General features: G+C 71.6%; 19 protein-coding genes. 8 read left to right on the top strand and 11 right to left on the bottom strand.

Annotated features, from left to right (window positions below; all coding sequences use genetic code 11):
- Positions 1 to 20: 20 nt before the first annotated feature.
- From repSA to AB0M28_RS18350, 3 genes are read left to right on the top strand one after another with little or no spacing between them, the layout of a single operon-like run.
- Entirely contained in the window at positions 21 to 1409 is a 1389-nt protein-coding gene (repSA, locus tag AB0M28_RS18360) for a replication initiator protein RepSA (RefSeq protein ID WP_365405492.1), read from the top strand.
- Positions 1387 to 1584 carry a helix-turn-helix domain-containing protein gene (locus AB0M28_RS18355; protein ID WP_365405372.1) on the top strand — a complete coding sequence of 66 codons (198 nt, stop codon included), beginning with the start codon at positions 1387 to 1389 and terminating at the stop codon, positions 1582 to 1584. The genes repSA and AB0M28_RS18355 overlap by 23 nt, the downstream gene beginning before the upstream one ends.
- Positions 1584 to 2828 (top strand): tyrosine-type recombinase/integrase, encoded by a 1245-nt coding sequence (locus AB0M28_RS18350; protein ID WP_365405369.1) that lies wholly within the window; start codon positions 1584 to 1586, stop codon positions 2826 to 2828. The genes AB0M28_RS18355 and AB0M28_RS18350 overlap by 1 nt, the downstream gene beginning before the upstream one ends.
- A gap of 109 nt (positions 2829 to 2937) precedes the next feature.
- On the opposite strand, the gene glnA is transcribed toward AB0M28_RS18350, so the two are convergent.
- On the bottom strand, positions 2938 to 4353 hold the full coding sequence (gene glnA / locus AB0M28_RS18345) for a type I glutamate--ammonia ligase (RefSeq protein WP_365405366.1): 1416 nt from the start codon (positions 4351 to 4353) through the stop codon (positions 2938 to 2940).
- Between the two features lie 219 nt (positions 4354 to 4572).
- Here glnA and AB0M28_RS18340 point away from each other — a divergent pair, with 219 nt between their 5' ends.
- On the top strand, positions 4573 to 5040 hold the full coding sequence (locus tag AB0M28_RS18340; protein ID WP_365405489.1) for an RDD family protein: 468 nt from the start codon (positions 4573 to 4575) through the stop codon (positions 5038 to 5040).
- A 96-nt stretch (positions 5041 to 5136) separates the two neighbouring features.
- Here the strand turns inward: AB0M28_RS18340 and AB0M28_RS18335 are convergent, their stop codons facing one another.
- From AB0M28_RS18335 to lipB, 4 genes are all read right to left on the bottom strand, one after another.
- A complete protein-coding gene (locus tag AB0M28_RS18335) occupies positions 5137 to 5832 on the bottom strand; it encodes a DUF4191 domain-containing protein (RefSeq protein WP_365405363.1) in 696 nt (231 codons plus the stop codon).
- A 48-nt stretch (positions 5833 to 5880) separates the two neighbouring features.
- Positions 5881 to 6078, bottom strand: coding sequence for a hypothetical protein (locus AB0M28_RS18330; protein ID WP_365405360.1), 198 nt, complete (start codon positions 6076 to 6078; stop codon positions 5881 to 5883).
- Between the two features lie 197 nt (positions 6079 to 6275).
- Complete coding sequence (gene lipA, locus AB0M28_RS18325) at positions 6276 to 7214, bottom strand: lipoyl synthase (RefSeq protein ID WP_365405357.1); 939 nt, start codon at positions 7212 to 7214, stop codon at positions 6276 to 6278.
- A gap of 85 nt (positions 7215 to 7299) precedes the next feature.
- The gene (lipB, locus tag AB0M28_RS18320) at positions 7300 to 8082 is read right to left on the bottom strand and encodes a lipoyl(octanoyl) transferase LipB (RefSeq protein ID WP_365405354.1); all 783 of its coding nucleotides are present in this window, start codon (positions 8080 to 8082) and stop codon (positions 7300 to 7302) included.
- A gap of 190 nt (positions 8083 to 8272) precedes the next feature.
- Between lipB and AB0M28_RS18315 the strand changes: the two genes are divergently transcribed.
- Positions 8273 to 9757 (top strand): regulator, encoded by a 1485-nt coding sequence (locus AB0M28_RS18315; RefSeq protein WP_365405351.1) that lies wholly within the window; start codon positions 8273 to 8275, stop codon positions 9755 to 9757.
- Between the two features lie 89 nt (positions 9758 to 9846).
- Here the strand turns inward: AB0M28_RS18315 and AB0M28_RS18310 are convergent, their stop codons facing one another.
- Both AB0M28_RS18310 and AB0M28_RS18305 read right to left on the bottom strand, forming a co-directional pair.
- A complete protein-coding gene (locus tag AB0M28_RS18310) occupies positions 9847 to 11187 on the bottom strand; it encodes an NAD(P)/FAD-dependent oxidoreductase (RefSeq protein WP_365405348.1) in 1341 nt (446 codons plus the stop codon).
- A 506-nt stretch (positions 11188 to 11693) separates the two neighbouring features.
- Entirely contained in the window at positions 11694 to 12581 is an 888-nt protein-coding gene (locus AB0M28_RS18305) for a TIGR01777 family oxidoreductase (protein WP_365405346.1), read from the bottom strand.
- Positions 12582 to 12656: 75 nt separating this feature from the next.
- Between AB0M28_RS18305 and AB0M28_RS18300 the strand changes: the two genes are divergently transcribed.
- A complete protein-coding gene (locus AB0M28_RS18300; protein WP_365405343.1) occupies positions 12657 to 13151 on the top strand; it encodes a GNAT family N-acetyltransferase in 495 nt (164 codons plus the stop codon).
- A gap of 30 nt (positions 13152 to 13181) precedes the next feature.
- On the opposite strand, the gene AB0M28_RS18295 is transcribed toward AB0M28_RS18300, so the two are convergent.
- Positions 13182 to 13703 (bottom strand): DUF4240 domain-containing protein, encoded by a 522-nt coding sequence (locus tag AB0M28_RS18295; RefSeq protein WP_365405486.1) that lies wholly within the window; start codon positions 13701 to 13703, stop codon positions 13182 to 13184.
- 153 nt (positions 13704 to 13856) lie between these two features.
- Between AB0M28_RS18295 and AB0M28_RS18290 the strand changes: the two genes are divergently transcribed.
- Together AB0M28_RS18290 and AB0M28_RS18285 are read left to right on the top strand one after the other, a co-directional pair.
- Positions 13857 to 14780 (top strand): SDR family oxidoreductase, encoded by a 924-nt coding sequence (locus tag AB0M28_RS18290; RefSeq protein WP_365405340.1) that lies wholly within the window; start codon positions 13857 to 13859, stop codon positions 14778 to 14780.
- A gap of 34 nt (positions 14781 to 14814) precedes the next feature.
- The gene (locus AB0M28_RS18285) at positions 14815 to 15801 is read left to right on the top strand and encodes a WYL domain-containing protein (RefSeq protein ID WP_365405338.1); all 987 of its coding nucleotides are present in this window, start codon (positions 14815 to 14817) and stop codon (positions 15799 to 15801) included.
- A gap of 81 nt (positions 15802 to 15882) precedes the next feature.
- On the opposite strand, the gene aceE is transcribed toward AB0M28_RS18285, so the two are convergent.
- From aceE to sucB, 3 genes are all read right to left on the bottom strand, one after another.
- Positions 15883 to 18561: a pyruvate dehydrogenase (acetyl-transferring), homodimeric type gene (aceE, locus tag AB0M28_RS18280; protein WP_365405335.1), complete on the bottom strand. Its 2679-nt coding sequence runs from the start codon at positions 18559 to 18561 to the stop codon at positions 15883 to 15885.
- 288 nt (positions 18562 to 18849) lie between these two features.
- Positions 18850 to 19485 (bottom strand): GntR family transcriptional regulator, encoded by a 636-nt coding sequence (locus AB0M28_RS18275; protein WP_365405332.1) that lies wholly within the window; start codon positions 19483 to 19485, stop codon positions 18850 to 18852.
- A 140-nt stretch (positions 19486 to 19625) separates the two neighbouring features.
- Positions 19626 to 20703: 2-oxoglutarate dehydrogenase, E2 component, dihydrolipoamide succinyltransferase (gene sucB / locus AB0M28_RS18270; protein WP_365405329.1), on the bottom strand; the 1078-nt coding region annotated here is incomplete at its 5' end.

The raw sequence follows: 20703 nt of genomic DNA, 5'->3' as shown, positions 1-20703 counted from the left end.
TGGCCGATGTCGCGGCCTCCATGGGCACCGACCCGTTAACCCTCGCGGATCTGCTGCGGGTGGCGAACTCGCCGGGGTTCGAGCGCTGGCGTGAACAGGTTCGCCGTACCGGTGGCTGCGCCCACCCGATCCGCCTTCAGGGCCAGACCGTCACCCGTGACGTGCGCACCGGGGATGTGCTGTATGCCTACAGCACTGCCCATGAGCCGGGCGGCATGCTCCGGGTGGCCTGCGGCAACCGTCGGGCCTCGCGCTGCCCCTCGTGTGCCTGGACCTACGCCGGGGACACCTACCACCTGATTCGCGCCGGGATCACCGGGGACCTGAACAAGGGCGTCTCCCCGGTCGTGCGGGATCACCCCCGGGTCTTCGCCACCCTCACCGCCCCCTCCTTCGGCCCCGTGCACAACCGGCCCGACGCTGGGCGCTGCCGCTGCGGCACCGCCCATCCGGAGGATGACCCCGTGCTGGGCACGGCGCTCGATCCGGGTCGGTATGACTACGCGGGTGCGGTGTTGTTCAACAACTTCGCCGGCGACCTGTGGCGCCGCTTCACGATCTACTTACGCCGCGAGATCGCAGCACGCGCGGGCCTGACCCAAACCGCCCTGGCGGACGTCTGCCGGGTCTCCTTCGGAAAGGTCGCCGAGTTCCAAAAGCGGGGCGCCGTGCACTTCCACGCCGTGGTGCGCCTGGACGGTCCGGACGGCTCCGACACCGCCCCGCCGGCGTGGGCCTCCCTCGCGCTCCTGGACGAGGCGATCCGGGCCGCTGCCGCGCGCGTCTCCGTCCCTGTTCCCGCTTCCGGCGACTATCCGGCCCGGGTGCTGCGCTGGGGCTCGCAGATCGACGTACAGCCCATCGGCGCCCTGGGCCATGAGGAGCTGACCGAACAGGCGGTCGCGTCCTACGTCGCGAAGTACGCCACCAAGGCAGCGGAGACCACGGGGACCGTAGATCACCGGATCGGTGAACTGGCAGAGCTGGACAAGCTGCCGTTACCGGCGCACACCCGGAGCCTGATCGAAGCGTGCTGGGAGCTGGACGGAGCCTACCCGGATCGGCTGCTCGCGCACTGGGCACACATGCTCGGCTTCCGGGGCCACTTCTCCACCAAGTCCCGCCACTACTCCACCACCCTGGGTGCCCTGCGCCAGGTCCGGGCCGACTACCGCGCGCGCCAGGAACGCCGCGAACGGGGCCTGTCCGAGGACCTGGACGATGCGGAGGGCTCCACGATGGTGCTCGCCCACTTCACCTACGCCGGACAGGGCCACACCCCTGGGGAGTCCTGGCTGGCCGCGTCGATCGCCGAGGACATCCGGCTGAACCGCGAGATCGCACGCGAGGCGATGGCCGATCTCGACCGGTGGGAGGTGGGCTGGGATGACTACGCGCAGGCTGCCTGAGCGCTACCTGACCCCTGTGGACCTGGCGGACCTGTTCGGGGTGCCGCTGGAGACGGTCTACGCCTGGCGCCGCAAGCGCATCGGTCCCCGCGGCTTCCGTGTCGGCCGGCATGTGCGCTACGACCCCGAGGACGTACGCCGCTGGGTGGTCACGCAGCTGATGGAGGCTGCCTGATGGCCGGACACATCCAAGACCGCTGGTACAAGACCGAAACCGGCCCTGACGGCAAACCGCGCAAGGTCAAGTCCGATCGCTACGGCACGGGCCTGCGCTACCGCGCCCGGTACGTCGGCCCGGACGGCACCGAGAAGTCCAAGAGCTTCCCCGATCGGCAGAAGCGCCGGGCGGAGTCCTGGCTGGCAGAGATCGCGGCGGACATGTCGCGTGATGAGTATGTTGATCCGAACGCAGGCAAGGTCACGTTCCAGCAGTACGCGACCGAGTGGCTGGCATCGCAGACGGCCGACGTTTCCACCATCGACATCATGGAGGTCCGGTTCCGGCTCCATGTCTTCCCGCACATCGGCTCGCGATCGATGCGCGCCTTCCAGCCGGGCACCATTCGACATTGGGCGCGTGTGCTCCAGGAAGCGGGTCTCGCTGCCTCCTATCAACGGGTGATCTTTGCCAACGTCTCGGCGGTGTTCGCGGCTGCCGTGGATGATGGGATCATCCGCAGAAATCCGTGCCGTGCTGGGTCGGTTCGAGCCCCGAAGCTAGATCCTCGGAAGGTGATCCCGTGGACCCACGCGAGGGTGTTCGCCGTGCGGGCTGGGCTGCCGGACGCCTTCCGGGGCACGGTTGATGTCGGAGCTGGATGCGGGCTGCGACAGGGTGAGGTCTTCGGCCTGGCCGTGGATGAGGTGGACTTCCTCGGGGGAGTGGTGCACGTCGTTCGTCAGGTGAAGATGGTGAAAGCGCAGCTCGTCTTTGCTCCGCCGAAGGGCGGCAAGCTCCGTGACGTGCCTCTACCCGATGTTGTGTCGTTCGCGCTGGCGGAGCACATCACCCGCCGGCCGCCCCTGGCAGTCACGCTGCCGTGGAAGACGCCTGACGGCCCGCCGGTCACCGCGTCGCTCCTCTTCTACACGCGAGAAAAGACGGCGCTGAACCGGAACTACTTCAACATGTACCTCTGGAAGCCTGCCCTCGTATCGGCCGGCGTCATCCCGCCTCGACAGCCGGGTCAGCGCTTCGAGCCCTCACGCGAGCACGGCATGCATGCCCTGAGGCACTTCTACGCATCCGTGCTCCTCGACGCCGGCGAGAGCATCAAGGCCCTGGCTGAATACCTGGGGCACTCGGATCCAGGCTTCACGCTGCGCACCTACACCCACCTGCTGCCGAACAGCCAGGATCGGGCCCGGCGGGCGATTGACGCCTCGTTCCGGCGAGCTGCGACCGACGACGCCGCATAGATCACCCCCGAAACGACCCGTGGGCCGCGCCCTTCCGCGTTGGAAGAGCACGGCCCACGGCCCGTAGACGGCCCAGAGTGGTGGATACCCGCTCTGACCTGCGGCGATCCTAGATGTCGAAGTACATCTCGAACTCGTGCGGGTGCGGGCGCAGCTGGATCGGGGCGATTTCGTTCGTGCGCTTGTAGTCGATCCAGGTCTCGATCAGGTCCGGGGTGAAGACGCCGCCCGCGAGGAGGTACTCGTGGTCCGCCTCCAGGGCGTCCAGGACAGCCGGGAGGGACGTCGGGACCTGGGGGACGTTCGCGTGCTCGTCGGGGGCGAGCTCGTAGAGGTCCTTGTCGACCGGCTCGGCGGGCTCGATCTTGTTCTTGATGCCGTCCAGGCCCGCCAGCAGCAGCGCCGAGAAGGCGAGGTACGGGTTCGAGGACGGGTCCGGGGCGCGGAACTCGATGCGCTTGGCCTTCGGGTTGGCGCCCGTGATCGGGATGCGGATCGCCGCGGAGCGGTTGCGCTGCGAGTAGACCAGGTTCACCGGAGCCTCGAAGCCCGGGACCAGGCGGTGGTACGAGTTCACCGTCGGGTTGGTGAACGCGAGGAGGGACGGGGCGTGCTTCAGGATGCCGCCGATGTAGTAGCGGGCGGTGTCCGACAGGCCCGCGTAGCCCTGCTCGTCGTAGAACAGCGGGTCGCCGTTCGTCCACAGCGACTGGTGGACGTGCATGCCGGAGCCGTTGTCGCCGAAGATCGGCTTCGGCATGAAGGTCGCGGTCTTGCCGTTGCGCCAGGCGACGTTCTTCACGATGTACTTGAAGAGCATCAGGTCGTCGGCGGCGGCCAGCAGCGTGTTGAACTTGTAGTTGATCTCCGCCTGGCCGGCCGTGCCGACCTCGTGGTGCTGGCGCTCGACCTCCAGACCCGACTTGATCAGCTCGGAGGAGATCTCCGCGCGCAGGTCGGCGAAGTGGTCGACCGGCGGGGCCGGGAAGTAGCCGCCCTTGTAGCGGACCTTGTAGCCGCGGTTGCCGCCGTCCTCGAGGGCGCCGGTGTTCCAGGCGCCGGCCTCGGAGTCGATCTCGTAGAAGGCGCGGTTCGCGGTGGTCTCGAAGCGGACGCTGTCGAAGACGTAGAACTCGGCCTCGGGGCCGAAGTACGCGGTGTCGGCGATGCCGGAGGAGGCGAGGTAGGCCTCGGCCTTCTTCGCCACGTTCCGCGGGTCACGGCTGTACTGCTCGCCGGTGATCGGGTCGTGGATGAAGAAGTTGATGTTGAGGTGCTTCTCCTCGCGGAACGGGTCCACGCGGGCCGTCGACAGGTCCGGGACCAGCGCCATGTCGGACTCGTGGATGGCCTGGAAGCCGCGGATCGACGAACCGTCGAACATCAGCGTCTCGGCCGGGTCGAAGGCCTCGACCGGCACCGTGAAGTGCTGCATGATGCCGGGAAGATCGCAGAAACGGACATCGATGTACTTGATGCCGTTGTCCGCGATGAACTTCTTGGCATCCTCGGCGTTCTGGAACATCCAACTCCTCCTTGTCCCGGTGCGCGGATGCGATCGGGATTGCGGCGCTTCGGCACGCCAGTGCGGTGGCATGCCCGCCCTGACCTTAGATTCACGGGATTTCTCGGGCATGACCCGTTTGTTTCGACGATGTTAACCAGCCTGGCCCCGCGAGCCCGGCAGCGATACCCGGGCGTCGGGGTTTTCCGGCGGGGCGCGTACCGTGGACGTGTGGCTGAGATGGACAAGCGTCAGGCAGTGGGTTCATGGCTCTCCGGGCCCCGGGCAGCGGCGGAGTCGATGGGCGTCGACTTCGGGTACCGCGGTGAGCAGCTGGGGCTGCCGAAGGAGGGGCCGGGGTCCGTCGCCCCGGTCGGCAGGCGCATCGCCGCGCTCTACATCGACTGGGTGCTGTGCTGGGTGATCGCATACGGCCTGTTCGCTGCCGGCGAACCGTCTTCACTCTCCGCATGGACCCTCGGGGTTTACTTCGTCCTCGCGTCGCTCACCGTGGGCACCATCGGTGTCACTCCGGGTAAGCGTCTGCTGCGCATCCGGGTCATCGGCGCCGGCGGGGCGCGCCTCGGCTTCGTGCGCTCGGTGCTCCGGTCGGCGCTGGTGTGCCTCGTCGTCCCGGCGGTCGTCTGGGACCGCGACACCCGCGGCCTCCACGACCGGCTGGCGGGCTCGGTCGAGGTCCGGATCTGATCGCATACGCGCACACACGCGCACGTGACACGCGACACGTGAAGGGCCGGAGGATCACATCCTCCGGCCCTTCACGTCGTACAGCGGGCGAGCGCCTCAGCGCATCCGGCCCTGCCCCTTCGGCATCCGCATGCCGCGGCCCGGGATCGGGCCCTTCGGGATGGGCATGTTCGACATCAGGTCGCCGAGCGCCTTCAGGCGGTCGTTCACCGTGGTCACCTGCTGGCCGGTCAGCACCCGGGGCAGCTTCATCAGGGTGGTCCGCAGCTTCTTCAGCGGGACCTGGCCCTCCTCGTTGCCCATCACGACGTCGTGTACGGGCACGTCGGCGACGATCCGCGCCATCTTCTTCTTCTCGGCGGCCAGCAGGCTCTTCACCCGGTTCGGGTTGCCCTCGCCGACCAGCACGATGCCCGCCTTGCCGACGGCGCGGTGGACGACGTCCTGGTTGCGGTTCATCGCCACGGCGGGGGTGACCGTCCACTGGCGCTTCATGTTGTCCAGGACGGCCGCGGCGGCGCCCGGCTGCCCCTCCATCTGGCCGAAGGCGGCGCGCTCGGCCCGCCGGCCGAAGACGATCGCCATGCCCAGCAGGGCCAGCAGCGCGCCGAGAATGCCCAGGTAGACCGGATGACCGATGGCGAATCCGATGCCCAGCAGGGCACCCAGGATCAGGATGCCGGTACCGGCGATCCACAGACCGATCGTGCGATCGGCCTTCTTGGTCATCTTGTACGTCAGGGCGATCTGCTTCAGACGCCCGGGGCTGTTCTCGGGGGATGCGGTGGCCATGTCGAGAATTCTACGTGGGCCGCGCCCCGGGGGGAGCCGTGGCCCTCGTCACCTACTCGGGAGGCTCCTCGCGGTCGACCGCATCGCCTGCTCCGTCTCCCGGCGGTCCCGGGCCCGGCGGCGGTCCTCGAGCACCGCGTTCCAGGCGTTGCGCCTGGCCGTGCTCTGGCCGGCGCGCAGCAGGACCCTCTCGATCGCGCGCAGGGTGTCCGTGACGTTGGTGGTACGTGCGAGTGCCGGCTGCATGTTCCTTCCCCTCCCCGAACTGCTGGCCGGATGCTGTCGGCGCCCCGGCCGTCACGTCTGTGTGAGGCGGGAGCAGCGGCGCTCCCGGCCTCCATGCTCACCTACGGGTGTTACCAGGGCGTGACCAGTCGGTCAAACACCCATAAAAGGCCGGTGTCCGCTGTTACGGTCACCGGCCTTCGTCTGGCGTCGTGGCGTTACGCCGCGGACTGGGCGCGGCGCTCCACCGCCTGCTTGTACAGGCGGCCCGCACGGTACGACGAACGCACGAGGGGGCCGGACATGACACCGGCGTAGCCGATCTCCTCCGCCTCCTGCTGCAGCTCGACGAACTCCTCGGGCTTCACCCAGCGCTCCACGGGGTGGTGGCGCGGGGTCGGGCGCAGGTACTGGGTGATGGTGATCAGCTCGCAGCCCGCGTCGTACAGGTCGCGCAGCGCCTGGCTGACCTCCTCGCGCTCCTCGCCGAGGCCCAGGATCAGGTTCGACTTCGTCACCAGTCCGGCCTCGCGGGCGCGGGTGATGACCTCCAGGGAGCGCTCGTAGCGGAAGGCGGGGCGGATGCGCTTGAAGATCCGCGGCACGGTCTCGACGTTGTGCGCCAGGACCTCCGGGCGGGACGAGAAGACCTCGGCCAGCTGCTCCGGTACGGCGTTGAAGTCGGGGATCAGCAGCTCGACGCCGGTGTCCGGCATCGCGCCGTGGATCTGGCGCACGGTCTCGGCGTACAGCCAGGCGCCGCCGTCCTCGAGGTCGTCGCGGGCGACGCCGGTGATCGTGGCGTACTTCAGGCCCATCTGCTGGACGGACTCGGCGACCCGGCGCGGCTCGTCGCGGTCGAGGTCGGCGGGCTTGCCGGTGTCGATCTGGCAGAAGTCGCAGCGACGGGTGCACTGCTCACCGCCGATGAGGAAGGTCGCCTCGCGGTCCTCCCAGCACTCGAAGATGTTGGGACAGCCCGCCTCCTGGCACACCGTGTGCAGGCCCTCGTCCTTGACGAGCTTGCGCAGCGCGTTGTACTCGGGGCCCATTTTCGCCCGGGTCTTGATCCACTCGGGCTTGCGCTCGATGGGGGTCTGGCTGTTCCGGACCTCCAGGCGGAGCATCTTGCGACCGTCGGGTGCGACAGCGGACACGTCCGGGCTCCTCAGCTTTCGATTCTTCGGCGGATACCAGAGTACGCCTTGTGTTGTGTGGGTCTGTCCCGACGGGGACCCAGCGTCAGACGGCCCGCGGCAGGGGCTCGGCGGACTCCAGGACCTCGCGCAGGTACTTCTCCACAACAGGGAGAACCTCCGTGACCGGTACGTCTCTTCCCAGCTCGTTGGAGAGGGAGGTCACGCCCGCGTCGCGGATGCCGCAGGGGACGATGCGGTCGAACCAGGTGTTGTCCGGGTCGCAGTTCAGGGCGAAGCCGTGCATCGTCACGCCCTTCGCGACGCGGATGCCGATCGCCGCCAGCTTGCGGTCCTCGCCGCGCTGGCCCGCGTTGGACGGGGCGTACTCGGGGCCGGCCATCCGGGGGTCGTACTCGTCGTCCTGCAGACGGGGGTCGAAGTCCAGGGAGAGGCCGCCGAGCGCGGGGCGCTCCTCGACCGGATCGCCCAGCACCCAGACACCGGAGCGGCCCTCGACGCGGGTGGTCTCCACCCCGAACTCGGCGCAGGCGCGGATCAGGGCCTCCTCCAGCCGCCGCACATGGGCGACGACGTCCACGGGGCGGGGGAGCTTGAGGATCGGGTAGCCGACGAGCTGGCCCGGGCCGTGCCAGGTGATCTTGCCGCCGCGGTCGACGTCGACGACCGGGGTGCCGTCCAGGGGCCGCTCGTTGTCCGCCGTGCGCCGCCCGGCCGTGTACACCGGCGGGTGCTCCAGCAGCAGGACCGTGTCCCCGGTCTCGTCCGCGAAGCGCGCCGCGTGCACCCGGCGCTGCTCCTGCCAGGCCTCCTGGTACTCGACGGCGTCCTCGCCGAAGCCCAGGTGGACGAAGCTGAGTGTGGACACGGTGACCTCTCATGGTCGGTTCGCGGCTCGCGGGGACGAGCCCCTCAGCCACTGTACGGCGGGCCGCTAAGGGATCCCTGCGGCGGGTCTCCTCACACGATCGGATGAATAAGGGACGAAGGTGGCGATGGGGGCGTCCTGGGTAGCTAAATTCACGCCGTTCTACGAGGCCAGGCAGGAGATCCGACAGGTGACGACGGAACGACCCTCACAGCGCACTCCTAACCGCCAGCTCTCCGCGCTCATCGCCGAGGCCGGGTTCTCCAACGCCGGGCTGGCCAGGAGAGTCGACCAGCTCGGACTGGAGCACGGACTCGACCTCCGATACGACAAGACCTCCGTGACGCGCTGGCTGCGCGGGCAGCAGCCGCGCGGCACGACACCGGCCCTGATCGCCGAGGTCTTCACCCGCCGGCTGGGCCGCCGGCTCACCGCCCAGGACCTCGGACTGGACGCGTGCGCGCCGGTCTACGCGGGACTGGAGTTCGCGGCCTCGCCGGCCGAGGCGGTGGACATCGTCAGCGGGCTGTGGCGCAAGGACACCGGCAGCCAGGCGGAGCTGCGGAAGATCGCGTTCACCCCCGCCGGGCTCGTGGTGCCCAGCCGGGACTGGCTCATCGGGCGCCCCGACGAACGCGTCGCGCGCGGCGAGGGCCCGCCCGCGGAGCCGGCGCGGGTGCCGGCGCAGCTGCGCGGGCCGGGGGCGCGCGGACGCGGCGGGGAGCACGCGTCCGTGGACCGGCTGCCGGGGCAGCGGGTCACCCAGGGGGACATCGCCGCCCTGCGCAGCGTGGGGGAGCTGTTCCGGGCGCTGGACCACGCGTACGGCGGCGGGCACGCCCGGCAGGCGCTCGTGCGGTACCTGGAGCACGAGACCGAGCCGATGCTGCGCGGCTCGTACAACGAGGCCACCGGACGCCGGCTCTTCTCCGCCACCGCGGACCTGACCCGGCTGGCCGGCTGGACGTCGTACGACATCGCCGCCCACGGTCTCGCGCAGCGCTACTTCGTGCAGGCGCTGCGCCTGGCGCAGGCGGCCGGCGACCGGGCGTACGGGGCGTACGTGCTGGTCACCATGAGCCGGCAGGCGGTGTACCTCGGGCACGGGCGCGAGGCCGTGCAGCTGGCGCGGGTGGCGCAGCAGGGGGCGGGCAGCGGGGTGCCGCCCGTCGTACAGGCGCTGCTGCACGCGGCGGAGGCGCGCGGGCACGGCGTACTGGGGGAGGTGCGGGCGTGCACGGCGTCCCTCGCGCGGGCGGAGCGGGCGCTGGAGACGGCGCGGCCGGGGGACGAGGTGCCCTACTGGGCGCGGTTCTTCGACGAGGCACAGCTGGCCGACGAGTTCGGGCACTGCCACCGGGACCTGCAGCAGTACCGGGCGGCGGCCCAGCACGCCGAGCGCTCGCTGCAGCTGCGCGGCCCGGGGTTCGCCCGCAGCCGGCTGTTCTGCCGGGTGGTGCTGGCCTCGGCGCGGCTGGGGCTGGGCGAGCTGGACACGGCGTGCAGCGTGGGCGCGGAGGCGGCGCAGGCCGCGGCGGAGATGCGCTCGGCGCGGGCGACGGAGTACGTGCGGGACTTCGAGCGCCGGCTGGAGCCGTACCGGGACGCGGCGCCGGTGCGCGCGTACCGCGACCGTACGGCGGCGCTCGCGGGGGCGGGGGCGGGGGCGCGGTAGGGGGCGCGCTTGGTCCGCTTGGGAGGTCTACGCCGGTGGGGGCGCCCTGTGGGGCGCCCCTCGGGGTTTTCGGGGGCGGGTGCGTGGTGTTACGCCGCCGCCGGTAACGGGCCCAGTTCGCCGCCGCGTCGTAACACGCCCACGTCCCGCAACAGGGCCTCCGCCGCGCGCCGCCCGGAGTACAGGGCGCCCTGCGGGGTGGAGGTGTCGCGGTGGTCGCCGCAGACGTACAGCCCGCACAGCATCCGCACCGGCCGGTGCACGTCGTGCGGGGGCGCCATCACGGGGACGGCGTCGGGTTCGTGGTGGGCGCCGACCAGCTCCCAGCGCTGGGCGGAGGTGCGGTGCAGACGGCCCAGATGCGTACGGACCTGCTTGTCCAGTACGCCGAGCGGCTCGCGCGAGGTGACGCCCAGCACCGTCGAGGTGATGAGGACCTTGCCCGCGGGCGCGCGGGTGGGGTCGACCCGGCTGGTCACCATGGTGTGGGCGACGGGGCCGTCGTCCGGGCCCGGAAGCAGCAGGGCGGCGTCGCCGGAGGGCGCGGTGTCAGTGGTGTGGTGCAGGATCGAGACCGGGTGGAAAGCCGGCAGCCGAAGGCCGGGGAGCAGCTCGGCCGCCGCCCGCGCGCCCGTGGCGACGAGCACCGCCCGGCAGTCGAGGGTGCCGTGGTCCCGGGTGGTCACGGTGGTGGTGGAGACGGCCGCCGCGCGCACCCCCGTGCGGACCGCGCCGCGCGGCAGGGTCGCCGCGAGCAGCCGGGGGAGGGTGTCCGCCCCGCCCTCGGGGAGGCAGGGCGCGCCCAGCGCGAAGCTGCGCAGGGCGAGGTCCATACCGCGGCTCGACGTGCCCAGGTCGGGGTCGCTGAGCAGGGCGGTCAGCAGCGGTTTGACGAGCGGGTCCAGACCACGGTCGGCCAGTGCCCGGGCGGCGGTGTGCTCCGGGCGGGCCAGCAGCCGGGGTACGGGCACGATCGCCAGCCTTGCCAGGGCCGTCGTGAAGCGGGCGTGGTGCAGTACGCCGCCCAGGGGCGCACGCGCCATGCTCGCGAGGGCGCGGGCGGTCACCTGTGCGCCCCCGGTGCCTCCGATCAGGCGGGTGGGCGCGAGCTGGTGGCGGCGTCCGTCCACGGTGACGACCACGCCGCCGGGGAACGTGCGCAGCGGGAGGGCGTCGAGTGCGGGCGTACGGGCGAGCTCCGGGTAGGAGGTGTTGAGCAGCTGGGGCATCCGGTCGAGGCGGAAGCCGTCCACGGTGTCCGTGGCCATGCGGCCGCCGATCCGGTCGCCCGCCTCCAGCACGACGACGTCGACCCCCGCTCTGGTCAGGTGCTGTGCGGCGGCGAGGCCGGAGATCCCGGAGCCCACGATCACGACGTCGGCCCGCCGGTGGGGGCCGCCCCTGTGTGTTCGGCGTGCGCTGCTCGGCACGGTTCCTCCCGGGGGGTGTGGAGTCACTGTTCGGCGCCCTTTGGTGCGCTATGGCGCCTGTTTCATGCCCAACTCGGGTGTCTGCTACCCGAGTCGGTGTGACCGTAAGTCGTTTTTTGGCCGGGGGTCAGTCGCGCACGGTCCGTGCATCGCAGCACGGTGGGCGCGCGGGGCGGGTCGCGGTGCCGCGTCGCGTTGCGTTGCGGGGGCTTCGCCCCCGGGCCCCCTTTGCGGGCTGCGCCCGCTTCTCGCGCCTGGACGGCGCTCGGCCTCAAACGCCGGCCGGGCTGGTTTTGGGCCCCTCGCCCTGATGCCTGGCGGCGGGCGTTGTCGGCGCTGCGCGCCTCGGCCTCAAACGCCGGCCGGGCTGGGATTCGGCCCCTTGCCCTGATGCCTGGTGCGGGGCAGGGGTGCGCCCATGTGCGGGTTGCCTGGTGCGGGGCTGTGCCACTGCGCGGGTTGCCCGGTGGCGGGCTACGCCACCCCGCGGGTTGCTCGGTGTGGGGCTATGCCACTGCGCGGATTGCCTGGTCTACCGTGGGGAACGCGAAGGTGAAGCCTGATTCGTCGAGGCGGGACGGGAGTACTCGCTGGCTGCCCAGCATGTCGTTGGCGAAGTCGCCGACCGCCAGCTTCAGCAGTGGGCCCGGGACCGCGAAGACCGTCGGGCGGTGCAGGACGCGGCCCATCGCCGCCGTCACCTCGCGGTTGGTGACCGGCTCCGGGGCCGTCAGGTTCACCGCGCCCGAGAGCCAGTCCGTGTCGATGAGGTGCCGCATCGCGGCGACGTGGTCGTGCAGTGAGATGAAGCTCCAGTACTGGCGGCCGTCGCCGATCCGGCCGCCCAGCCCCGCCTTGAAGATGGGGAAGAGCTTCCCCCACGCGCCTCCCTTGCGCGAGACCACCAGCCCGCTGCGGGCGAACACCGTGCGGATCCCGGCCTCCTGCGCGGGCGCGGCCGCCGCCTCCCACGCCTGCACCATGTCGGCCAGAAACCCCTCGCCGGGCGGCGCGCTCTCGTCCGTACGGCGGTCGCCCGTGTCGCCGTAGTAGCCGATCGCGCTGCCGCACACGAACACCCGCGGCGGCGAGTCCAGCGCCGCGAGCGCCTCCGCGACGGCCGCCGTGCCGTGCACGCGGCTGTCCCAGTGCGCCTTCTTCACCGCCGGCGTCCACCGCTGCATCGTGATGCTCTTCGCCGCCAGATGGACGAAGCCGTCGCACCCCGTCAGCCCGGCGGTGTCGACGTACCCCCGCGCCGGATCCCACCGCACCTCGTCCGGCGCCGCGGGCTCACGCCGCACCAGCCGCACCACGTCGTGCCCGTCGGCGGTCAGCGAGCGGGAGAGAGCGGAGCCGAGGAGACCCGAAGTCCCGGTGATGGCGATACGCATGGGGACATCCTGCCGTGCCGGGCGCCCGGGTGAGGAGCCCTGCACGGATGGGAAGCGGCGTGGCAGAGTGAATCGGTGGCCCGATTCCGCATACGCCCCGCCGAGTACTCCGACGAGCGCGCACTCACCGACCTCGACGTGCGCACCTGGTCGCCGCTGCACGCCGTCGCGCCCAAGCCCCAGCCGCCGTACGCCCCGTTCTTCGACGGCGGACACAGACCGCAGGACTATCTGGTCGCCGAGACCGACGACGGCGGGGTGGCCGGATACATCCGGGTGGCGCCCCCCACGAACCTGCCCAGCAACGCGCACGTACGCCAGATCCAGGGCCTGGCCGTGGACGAATGGGCGCGCGGCGAGGGCATGGGCCGGGCGCTGCTGCGGGCCGCCGCCGAACTGGCCCGGCGCCAGGGAGCCGTCCGGCTGACACTGCGCGTGCTCGGGCACAACGCGCCCGCCCGCACGCTGTACGAGTCGGAGGGGTACGTGGTGGAGGGGGTGCTGCCGGGGGAGTTCTGGCTGGAGGGGCACTGGGTGGACGACGTACTGATGGGGCTCCGCCTGCGCTGACCCCGCCCTCCGTCTGAGCCGCCCCCGCCCTCACTCCTCCCGGTACTGGTCCCAGAGTTTGGGGAATCGTTCCGCCAGAGCGCGATCGCTCTCGAAGTCCACCGGCGTGCCCAGCGGCTCCCGCGGCGGGGGCGGCAGGTCCAGGCCGGGCGCCTCGAGACCCGTCAGCTGCTCGTACGCCTCGTCCGACGCGTAACCGAGGGCCTCCGCCTCACCGTCCGCCTCCTCGTCGAAGTCGTCGAGCAGATCGGCCAGGTCGTCCGGCTCGTGCAGCGCGCCCTCGAAGACCTCCCGCCCCTGGCCGATCAGCCAGCACCGGAACGAGTCGAAGGCGTCGTCGCTCGCCCCGTCCAGCAGCACCCAGGCCGCGCCCCACACATCCCAGCGGTACGAGCGGTTCATCCGGGACTCGAAGTGCCGGGCGAAGTCCAGGACGGAGTCGGGGTCGAGCTGCGTCAGCCGCTCGACGAGCAGGTCCGCATGGTCGTCGGGGTCGCCCTCCGACGCCTCGCGGGTACTGTCGATCAGCTCCCAGAACTCCTCCTCGTGCATCACCTGCCCAGGATCGGGCCTGGGCGCCGGTCGCGCACGCGGAGTACCGGGATTCGTCACGCTCTTCGCACACCGGGGGTACGGCCGCGGACACGCCGGCCGGGTTCGTAAACCCTGACAGAGGTTGTCGGGATTCCCGGAGATGCTCGGTCCATGGGTTCTCAAGCGGAGAAGAAACTGGACGGAAAGGTCGCCCTCGTGGCCGGAGCGACCCGCGGTGCCGGCCGCGCGATCGCCGTGGCGCTCGGTGCGGCCGGGGCGACCGTGTACGCGACGGGGCGCACCACACGCGAGAAGGTGAGCGAGGTCGGCCGTACGACCGAGACCATCGAGGAGACGGCCGAACTCGTCGACGCGGCGGGCGGCCACGGCATCGCCGTACCCGCGGACCACCTCGACCCGGAGCAGGTCGCGGCGGTCACCGCGCGCATCGACCGCGAGCAGGGCCGGCTCGACGTGCTGGTGAACGACATCTGGGGCGGCGAGCACCTGATCGAGTTCGGGAAGAAGATGTGGGAGATCGAGCTGTCGCGCGGACTGCGGATGCTGGAGCTCAGCGTGCGCAGCCACATCATCACCAGCCACTACGCCCTGCCGCTGCTGGTCCGCCGGCCGGGCGGGCTGGTCGTCGAGGTGACCGACGGCACGGCGGAGTCCAACAAGGGCTACCGCGACCAGTTCTACTACGACCTGGCGAAGAACGCCCCGATCCGGATGGCGTTCAACCTCAGCCACGACCTGAAGGACGCGGGCGGTACGGCGGTGTCCGTCACGCCGGGCTTCCTGCGCTCGGAGCAGATGCTCGACAACTTCGGCGTCACCGAGGAGAACTGGCGCGACGCCGTCGCGAAGGAGCCGCACTTCGCGATCGCGGAGACCCCCGCGCTGGTCGGCCGGGCGGTCGCCGCGCTCGCCTGCGACCACGACCGGGCGCGGTGGAACGGCCGATCGCTCTCCAGCGGGCAGCTGGCGAAGGAGTACGGCTTCACGGACGTCGACGGATCGCGGCCGGACGCGTGGGGGTACTTCTCCCGCGTCTTCGCGGGCGAGCAGCCGGACGCCGCGGACTACCGCTGACGGGTTGTCGGTACCGCGTGGCATCGTTGCCGTCATGCGCGCCGCCCGGCTCATCCACCTCGTCCTGCTGCTGCAGGCGCGCGGCAGCATGACGGGCACGGAGCTGGCCGAGGTGCTGGAGGTGTCCGAGCGGACCGTCCAGCGGGACGTACAGGCCCTCTCCGAGGCCGGGGTGCCGGTGTACGCCGACCGGGGCCGGGTGGGCGGCTACCGGCTCGTCGGCGGCTACCGGACCCGGCTGACGGGGCTCGGGCGGAGCGAGGCGGAGGCGCTGTTCCTCTCCGGTGTGCCCGGCGCGCTGCGGGAGATGGGGCTCGGCGACACCGCCTCGGCGGCCCGGCTGAAGGTCTCCGCTGCGCTGCTGCCCGAACTGCGCGACGCCCAGGACAGCGCGGCGCAGCGCTTCCATCTGGACGCGCCCGGCTGGTGGCGGGAGCCGCCGACGCCGCCGCTGCTGCCGGAGGTGGCGCGGGCGGTGTGGGCGGACGCGCGGCTGTCGGTGGCGTACCGGAGGCGGCCGGGGGAGGAGGCGGTACGGCGGGAACTGGAGCCGTACGGGCTGGTCCTGAAGGCCGGGGTCTGGTACCTGGTGGCGCGCGTGGCCGGTGCCCTCACGGGTGCGGGCTTCCGCGTCTACCGCGTCGAGCGCGTGGAGGAGGCCGCCGAGACCGGCACCGTCTTCGAGCGCGAGGCGGACTTCGACCTCCCCGCGTTCTGGGCGGAGCGCGCCGCCGCCTTCGCCCGCTCGCTGCTGCGTGAGCGGGTGACGCTGCGCCTGACGCCCGCCGGCGTACGGCGGCTGCCCGACCGCACCGACCGGGCCGCGGCCCTGGAGGCGCTCCGGGAGGCGGGCGAGCCCGACGAGGGGGGCCGGGTCACGGCCGTCCTGGCCGTGGAGTCGCTGGACGTGGCGTACGACCAGCTGCTCGGCCTCGCCCCGGACGCCGAGATCCTCGCCCCGCCGCAGCTGCGCGACCGCGTCGCCCGGGCGCTGCGGGAGGCGGCGCAGCTGTACGGCTGAGCGCCTCCGGCGGGGTGCGCGCCCGAGACGCACGCAGGGGGCCACCGGGAATCCCGGCAGCCCCCGCGGTGCGTTATCGGCTCACGCCAGGCCGTACTTGGCGGCCGCCTCGGCCACCGTCTCCGGCTTGACCTCGCCGCGCCGCGCCAGCTGGGCGAGCGCCGCGACGGCGATCGACTGGGCGTCCACGCCGAAGTGGCGGCGGGCCGCGTCGCGGGTGTCGGAGAGGCCGAAGCCGTCCGTGCCGAGCGAGGTGTAGTCGCCGGGCACCCACTGGGCGATCTGGTCGGGGACCTGCCGCATCCAGTCGCTGACGGCGAGGACCGGGCCACGCGCGCCCTCCAGGGCACGGGTGACGTACGGGACCCGGTCTTCACCCTTCAGCTGCGCCGCGTCACAGGACAGGGCATCGCGGCGCAGCTCGCTCCAGGAGGTGGCGGACCAGACGTCGGCCGCGACACCCCACTCCTCGGCGAGCAGCTTCTGGGCGTCGAGCACCCAGTGGATGGCGGTGCCGGAGGCCAGCAGCTGGGTGCGCGGCGCCTCGGCATCGGTGAGGTCGGAGACCTTGAAGCGGTAGAGCCCCTTGAGGATGCCCTCCTCGACGCCCTCCGGCATGGCCGGCTGGGGCTTGGGCTCGTTGTAGACGGTGAGGTAGTAGAAGACGTCCTCGGGGCTGGCCCCGTACATGCGCCTGAGGCCGTCCTTGACGATCACCGCGATCTCGTACGCGAACGCCGGGTCGTAGTTCAGCGACGCCGGGTTCGTGGCCGCGATCAGGTGCGAGTGCCCGTCGGCGTGCTGCAGGCCCTCGCCCGTCAGGGTCGTACGGCCGGCCGTGGCGCCGACGATGAAGCCCTTGCCGAGCTGGTCGGCGAGCTGCCACATCTGGTCGCCGGTCCGCTGCCAGCCGAACATCGAGTAGAAGATGTAGAACGGGATCATCGTCTCGCCGTGCGTGGAGTACGCGCTGGCGGCGGCGATGAAGTCGGCCATGGCGCCGGCCTCGGTGATCCCCTCGTTGAGGATCTGGCCGTCCTTGGCCTCCTTGTAGTACATCAGCTGGTCGCGGTCGACCGGCTCGTACGTCTGGCCCAGCGGCGAGTAGATGCCGGCCGACGGGAACAGCGACTCCATGCCGAAGGTGCGGGCCTCGTCGGGGACGATCGGCACCCAGCGGCGGCCGGTCTCCTTGTCCCGCATGAGGTCCTTCATCAGCCGGACGAACGCCATGGTGGTGGCGACGTCCTGCGAGCCGGAGCCCTTGTACACGGCCTGGAACGCGCGCTCCGACGGCTCGGGCAGCGCGGGCAGCGGGTGCGTGCGGCGGGCCGGGGCGGGGCCGCCGAGGGCGGCGCGGCGCTCCTGGAGGTAGCGCACCTCGGGGGAGTCGGCGCCCGGGTGGCCGTAGGGGACCTGGCCGTCGACGAAGGCGCTGTCCGGGATCGGCAGGCCGAGCCGGTCGCGCATCGCCTTGAACTCGTCGTTCGACAGCTTCTTCATCTGGTGGTTGGCGTTCTTCGACTCGAAGCCGCCGCCCAGGGTGTAGCCCTTGACGGTCTGCGCCAGGATCACCGTCGGCGCGCCCTTGAAGTCGAGCGCCGCGCGGTACGCCGCGTACACCTTGCGGGCCTCGTGGCCGCCGCGGGAGGTGTGGAAGCACTCGGAGATCTTGGCGTCGGTGAGCAGCTTCGCCAGCTCGCGCAGCTCGGCACTGGCGCCGAAGAAGTGCTCGCGGATGTAGGCGACGTCACGCGTCTGGTACGTCTGGAACTGGGCGTCCGGCACCTCGCGGAGCCGGCCCACCAGCGCGCCGGAGACGTCGAGCAGGAACAGCTCGTCCCAGGCGGAGCCCCACAGGGACTTCACGACGTTCCAGCCGGCGCCGCGGAACTGGGCCTCCAGCTCCTGCACGATCTTGAAGTTGGCGCGGACCGGGCCGTCGAGGCGCTGCAGGTTGCAGTTGATGACGAAGGTCAGGTTGTCCAGGCCCTCGCGGGCCGCCAGCGCGAGGGCGGCCGTCGACTCGGGCTCGTCCATCTCGCCGTCGCCGAGGAACGCCCACACGTGCGAGGCGGAGACGTCCTTGATGCCGCGGTTGGTCAGATAGCGGTTGAAGCGCGCCTGGTAGATCGCGGAGAGCGGGCCGAGGCCCATGGAGACGGTGGGGAACTCCCACAGCCACGGCAGCCGGCGCGGGTGCGGGTAGGACGGAAGGCCCTTGCCGCCGGCCTCCTGCCGGAAGTTGTCGAGGTTCTCCTCGGTCAGCCGCCCGTCCAGGAAGGCGCGGGCGTAGATGCCGGGGGAGGCGTGGCCCTGGATGTAGAGCTGGTCGCCGGAGCCGTCGGCCTCCTTCCCGTGGAAGAAGTGGTTGAAGCCGATCTCGTACAGCCAGGCGGCCGAGGCGAAGGTGGCTATGTGGCCGCCTACGCCGAGCTTCGAGCCGCGGGTCACCATCGCGGCGGCGTTCCACCGGTTCCACGCGGTGATCCGGGACTCCAGCTCCGGATCGCCGGGCAGCTCGGGCTCGACGGCGGTGGGGATGGAGTTCACGTACGGGGTCTGCAGCAGCCCGGGCACGTCCAGCCCGGAGTTCGCGGCGTGCTCGACAGTGCGGCGCACCAGCTGGGCGGCCCGTTCGGGGCCGGCGTGACGCGTGACGGCATCCAGGGACTCACGCCATTCGGCGGTCTCCTGCGGGTCGCGGTCCGGGAGCTGGTCGAGCTCGCTCGGACGGGTGCGGTGTACGGCTTCGGTCATACCATCGACTGTAAGTCTGATCGATGATCGATCAAAGACCGGGGGTCAAAGTCGGCACGCGGTGCCAAAGCGATCGGCACGCGGTGCCCTGATTTCGGGCTCGGGTGCGGGCGGGGCGGCTCAGATGGGCGGGGTACGGGGGTCTGCGGACGCGGTGCGGGGCAGCCTGCCCGATACGGGCGGTCTGCCGGCGCCGTGGACGGCCGCCCGGGGGAGACCCCCCGTCGGGCGCGGACGGCCGCCCGGGGAGACCTACCGCAACGGCGCGGACAAGCCCCCGAGGGAGACCTACCGTCGCGGCGCGCAGCCCAGCACGTGGGCCTTCACCAGCTCCGCGACCTGCGGATCGCGGTGCCGGAACGCCTCCACGACGTCCTGGTGCTCCTGCGCGTACGACTCCTGGTGCGTGCCCAGCCAGCGGATCGACAGCGAGGTGAACACCTCGATGCCCAGGCCCTCCCACGTGTGCAGCAGCACGCTGTTGCCGGCGGCCCGCACCAGCTCCCGGTGGAACGCCACCGTGTGCCGCACTTGCGCCTCGCCGTCCCCCTTGGCGTCCGCCTCCCGCAGCGCCGCCACGTGCGGCTCCAGGGCGGACACGTCCCGCGCCAGGGCGGGCGCGGCCAGCTCCGCGGCGATCTGCTCCAGCCCGGCCCGTACGGGATAGATCTCCTCGAGGTCCGCCGCCGTGAGATTGCGCACCCGCACGCCCTTGTTCGGCGACGACTCGATCAGCCGCAGCGACTCCAGCTCCCGCAGCGCCTCCCGCACCGGCGTCTGGCTGACCTCCAGCTCGGTCGCGATCCGCCGCTCCACGATCCGCTCACCGGGCTTCCACCGCCCGCTGATGATGCCCTCGACGATGTGCTCGCGGATGTGCTCGCGGAGGGAGTGCGCGATGGGGGCGGTCGGGGTGGTGGTCATCTGGGGGCTCCTCACGGGGCCGCGGGCGCGGGGACGCGCTCATTATCCCGGCCCGGGGAAGCCCGCGCAGCGGGGGATACGACGGTGCCCCCGCCCGGATCGTCACCGGGCGGGGGCACCGTACTAGCGGTCGCGCAGGCTCAGAGGCCGAGCTCCGTCTCGAACTCCGCGGCCTCCAGGATCTCCTTGACCGTGGTCAGGTAGCGGGCCGCGTCGGCGCCGTCCACCAGACGGTGGTCGTAGGAGAGGGTCAGGAAGACCATGTGGCGGACGGCGATGGTCTCGCCCAGCTCCGGGTGGTCGATGACCACCGGGCGCTTGACGGTGGCGCCGATGCCCAGGATGCCGACCTGGTTCGGGGGCACGATGATCGTGTCGAACAGCGCGCCGCGCGAACCCGTGTTGGAGATGGTGAAGGTCGCACCCGACAGGTCGTCCGGGCTGATCTTGTTGGCCCGGACCGCGCCCGCCAGCTCCGCGGTCCGCCGGGCGATACCGGCGATGTTGAGGTCGCCGGCGCCCTTGATGACCGGGGTCATCAGGCCCTTCTCCGAGTCGACGGCGATGCCCACGTTCTCCGTGTCGAAGTACGTGATCGTGCCCTCGTCCTCGTTGATCCGGGCGTTGACGACCGGGTTGGCCTTCAGCGCCTGGACGGCGGCCTGGACGAAGAACGGCATCGGCGAGAGCTTCACGCCCTCGCGGGCGGCGAAGGCGTCCTTCGCCCGGGCCCGCATCTTCATGATCTTGGTGACGTCCACCTCGATCATGGAGGAGAGCTGGGCCTGGCCGTGCAGGGCCTTCATCATGTTGTCGCCGATGACCTTGCGGATCCGCGGCATCTTGACCGTCTGACCGCGCAGCGGGGAGACCTCGAGGACCGGGGCCTTCTTCGCGGCGGCGGCCGGGGCGGCGGCAGCGGGAGCAGCGGCGGCGGCCTTGGCGGCCTCCGCGGCGGCGAGCACGTCCTGCTTGCGGATCCGGCCGCCGACGCCGGTGCCCTTGACGGACGCCAGGTCCACGCCGTTCTCCGCGGCGAGCTTGCGCACCAGCGGGGTGACGTACGCGCCGTCCGCGTCGACGGTCGCCCGCGGGGCGACGGCAGGCGCGGGGGTGACGGGGGCGCCGGCGTCCGCCGCCGCCTCGTGGATCGCGGCACGGAAGTCGTCGTCGTTCGCCATGATGCCGAACGTGCGGTGGCCCAGGGCCAGCACCATC

Source organism: Streptomyces sp. NPDC051940 (genome assembly GCF_040680895.1).
Lineage (GTDB): Bacteria > Actinomycetota > Actinomycetes > Streptomycetales > Streptomycetaceae > Streptomyces.
This window is presented reverse-complemented; position numbering and strand designations above follow the sequence as displayed.

Coding starts and splice junctions, on each gene's coding strand:
- AB0M28_RS18355 (WP_365405372.1), top strand. CDS start 1,387: ATGACTACGCGCAGGCTGCCTGAGCGCTACCTGACCCCTGTGGACCTG.
- AB0M28_RS18295 (WP_365405486.1), bottom strand. CDS start 13,703: ATGCACGAGGAGGAGTTCTGGGAGCTGATCGACAGTACCCGCGAGGCG.
- AB0M28_RS18335 (WP_365405363.1), bottom strand. CDS start 5,832: ATGGCCACCGCATCCCCCGAGAACAGCCCCGGGCGTCTGAAGCAGATC.
- AB0M28_RS18330 (WP_365405360.1), bottom strand. CDS start 6,078: ATGCAGCCGGCACTCGCACGTACCACCAACGTCACGGACACCCTGCGC.
- glnA (WP_365405366.1), bottom strand. CDS start 4,353: ATGTTCCAGAACGCCGAGGATGCCAAGAAGTTCATCGCGGACAACGGC.
- repSA (WP_365405492.1), top strand. CDS start 21: ATGGGCACCGACCCGTTAACCCTCGCGGATCTGCTGCGGGTGGCGAAC.
- AB0M28_RS18290 (WP_365405340.1), top strand. CDS start 13,857: ATGGGTTCTCAAGCGGAGAAGAAACTGGACGGAAAGGTCGCCCTCGTG.
- AB0M28_RS18340 (WP_365405489.1), top strand. CDS start 4,573: ATGGACAAGCGTCAGGCAGTGGGTTCATGGCTCTCCGGGCCCCGGGCA.
- AB0M28_RS18305 (WP_365405346.1), bottom strand. CDS start 12,581: ATGCGTATCGCCATCACCGGGACTTCGGGTCTCCTCGGCTCCGCTCTC.
- AB0M28_RS18285 (WP_365405338.1), top strand. CDS start 14,815: ATGCGCGCCGCCCGGCTCATCCACCTCGTCCTGCTGCTGCAGGCGCGC.
- AB0M28_RS18275 (WP_365405332.1), bottom strand. CDS start 19,485: ATGACCACCACCCCGACCGCCCCCATCGCGCACTCCCTCCGCGAGCAC.
- aceE (WP_365405335.1), bottom strand. CDS start 18,561: ATGACCGAAGCCGTACACCGCACCCGTCCGAGCGAGCTCGACCAGCTC.
- AB0M28_RS18350 (WP_365405369.1), top strand. CDS start 1,584: ATGGCCGGACACATCCAAGACCGCTGGTACAAGACCGAAACCGGCCCT.